This is a genomic window from Acinetobacter lwoffii (genome assembly GCF_024129595.1).
Taxonomy (GTDB): domain Bacteria; phylum Pseudomonadota; class Gammaproteobacteria; order Pseudomonadales; family Moraxellaceae; genus Acinetobacter; species Acinetobacter lwoffii_O.
In genome coordinates this window covers 1-2,976 of sequence record NZ_JAMXXS010000074.1, presented here as the reverse complement: position 1 = coordinate 2,976, position 2,976 = coordinate 1, and the positions used below count along the sequence as shown (strand labels likewise).

The 2,976-nt window shown below is 35.3% G+C and carries 2 protein-coding genes and 1 pseudogene; 2 read left to right on the top strand and 1 reads right to left on the bottom strand.

Features of this window, described 5'->3' with window-relative positions; all coding sequences use genetic code 11:
- Positions 1–572: 572 nt before the first annotated feature.
- Both repM and NI466_RS15630 read left to right on the top strand, forming a co-directional pair.
- Positions 573–1,502 (top strand): annotated as a pseudogene (repM, locus tag NI466_RS15635) (replication initiation protein RepM); the annotation flags it as partial.
- 540 nt (positions 1,503–2,042) lie between these two features.
- A complete protein-coding gene (locus NI466_RS15630; RefSeq protein WP_020846530.1) occupies positions 2,043–2,225 on the top strand; it encodes a hypothetical protein in 183 nt (60 codons plus the stop codon).
- 28 nt (positions 2,226–2,253) lie between these two features.
- Here the strand turns inward: NI466_RS15630 and NI466_RS15625 are convergent, their stop codons facing one another.
- A complete protein-coding gene (locus NI466_RS15625) occupies positions 2,254–2,820 on the bottom strand; it encodes a hypothetical protein (protein WP_253173999.1) in 567 nt (188 codons plus the stop codon).
- Between the last annotated feature and the right edge of the window lie 156 nt (positions 2,821–2,976).

Below are 2,976 nucleotides of genomic sequence, written 5' to 3'. Positions count from 1 at the left end.
TATACGTTAGTTTTAATAAATCTATACGATAGAATTTTAAATATATGATTTTCAATAGCAAACCGAGCGAGTGTCTACGAGCGACTGAGCGTTATAAAAATTTCGTCCCTTTCTTTTCCCTGATTACAAGCTTCCTATTGCTCCATAACAAGATTTACAGAGCAAAGCGACGGCAGTTATTGGCTCCATGACGAGCGAAGCGAGCATAAAGCTTTATGAGCGTAGCGAATCCATTTTTGTTTTTAGCGTCCTAGCCAGTCTTTGAAAAAACTGCCCCCAGGAATCGAGCGCAGCGAGATTCAATAGAGTTTGAGCAAAGCGAAAACATAGGGCAGTTTTAAATGCCGTTTTTTATTTTTTTGGGCTTTTAATAATATAAAAAGCTTTTAAATGCTTTTAAGAGCCTTGAAAGTATTGATATACGTGCGTTTCAGAGGACATACCGACACAAATAGTTTGTCATACCGACACAAATAGTTTGTTCAAAAACACCAATACCGACACAAATAGTTTGCATTAAGACACATAAAAATATAGTGTGTCTTAATATACATAAAAATAATGGTGTCTTAATGAAAGGCGGGTTAGTTGTAAAAGATAATGCTCTTATGAATGCCAGTTACAACTTGGAGGTAACAGAACAAAGGTTAATTTTATTGGCAATTATCAGTGCTAGAGAAACAGGGAAAGGAATTACTGCTGACAGTAAGTTAGAAATTCATGCCAGTGATTATGCAAAACAGTTCAATGTCACAAAAGAAGGTGCTTACAAGGCTTTAAAAGAAGCTGTAAACAACCTATTTGATCGACAATTTTCATTCCAAGAAGAAACATCAAAAGGGATTGGTATTGTTCGCTCACGATGGGTTAGTCGTATTAAATACATTGATGATTCTGCTCTACTAGAAATCACCTTTGCCCCTGATGTAGTTCCACTAATTACACGACTTGAGAAACACTTTACAAGCTATCAGATTAATCAAGTTTCAGGACTTACAGGCAAGTATGCAATACGACTTTATGAACTATTGATAACATGGCGTGAGGTAGGTAAAACTCCAATTTTGAAACTAGCGGATTTCAGAAGTCAGTTAGGAGTTGAACCTAATGAATACAAAGCAATGAATCATTTCAAAAGTCGTGTTTTAGAACCATCATTACAGCAAATTAATGAAAAAACAGACATTAAAGTGAAGGTAGAACAACATAAAAATGGTCGTTCAATTAGTGGTTTTTCATTCCGATTCAAACAAAAACCACAGCCAAAAGTAGAACAAAAAATCGACCCTAAACGAGATCCAAACACACCCGATTTTTTTGTTGAAATGACCGATGCCCAACGGCATTTGTTCGCACATAAATTATCTGAAATGCCCGAAGTTGGTAGCGAATATGCAGAGATCGGAGAGTCAGCCGAAGACTTTACGAAACGCCTTGCCGATATGCTTTTAGAGCCTAAAAAATTCAGGATGTTTTACCCGCTACTGGAACAGCTCGGCTTTGGTTCTAAAAAAATCCAATCTGCATCAATCAAACAGGTCGATGAACCTAAGTTTATTGAATTGCAAAATATGCAAGTGAATGGCTTGTCATACCACATGTCGAGAGATAAAAAATTCGCTCATTTAAAATTAGAAAATGAATCTCTAGATGACTTTGCCCGAAGACTTCGCCCTATGCTAAAAGACCCCAAACAGCAAATTCAATTTTATGACTACGTGAATGCCAAAAAGTAGCAATTAATCCTCTAAAAAAGATTTCAAAACGCCCCAACTTTTGGGGCTTATTTTTATCTTTTTCAGAGGTGGTTTTTTGTTTATCGAAGAGAAACGAGTAAGCGTGCATTCCCTCCTGCTGTCGGAAAATGATAAATCTCCAAACCGCTAAAAATTTGCTTGTTAGAAACGCCCCAATATCGAATTTCGCCCCATAGCGTAAAAACCGCCTAAAATCGCATTTAAGCGCCCTTTTCTCAAAAACAGGGAAATCTAGCTAAACAGAGCTAAAACCGCCAATAAACGCAAAATAGGAGCATTTAGACCATGAAATTAAGTGATACCGAAAAAAATAATCGTTTGTCAGAGGTGTTTTTAAAGAAATCAGATCGAGAATATTACGATTTAGAAATCACTGAAAATCATCAAAAACTTTATGATCAGTACGTTTCAGGTGATTTAAACAAGCAAGATTTTGAAGAATATTTAAAAAAATTAGCTCATAACTAAATGGCTATGAGCTATTAAAAAAAATTAATTAGAAACTGATTTGGATATTAACTTTATCCACGTCAATACCTGCTGCATGAGCTATCATTTCTTTAGCTTCAGCAATAATTTCAGATAGTTCTTTTGTTTCGTCTACAGCTTCTTCAGCAATAATTTCAGATTCATGTGAAGCAGTTTCTGCATTTGGATTTGCATTAAAAGCAGACCACTCAAGCTTTTCAACATCAAGGTCAATGTTTTGTAATAGATCATTGGTATTCAAATAAGCTACTGGATATCTTTGACCTGCTGTTAATTTTTTCCAAGCCTTTTTAAAGTTTTCTGTGTCTGGCAACAGTGCATATTCACTAATTTGAATTAATTTTCTACCAGCATGTTTTTTAGTCGGAATACAGCCCGAAATTTTACCAACCATGAAGGCTTGACCATGACCTAAGCCATCTTTTACCGCCCATGTTTCTCTATGATTTCGAATTAAAATTACATATTCAGCACTTTTAATACGGTCTGTACGTACTATCCAATAGCCTGAACCGCCTTCTGATTCCATCCACTCCAAATCTTTACCTGTAAAGATACCGATAACTTTAGCCATAATATTTACTCCTATACGTTAGTTTTAATAAATCTATACGATAGAATTAAATAAATCAAGATTTTTATACGTTAGTTTTAATAAATCTATACGATAGAATTTTAAATATATGATTTTCAATAGCAAACCGAGCGAGTGTCTACGAGCGACTGAGCG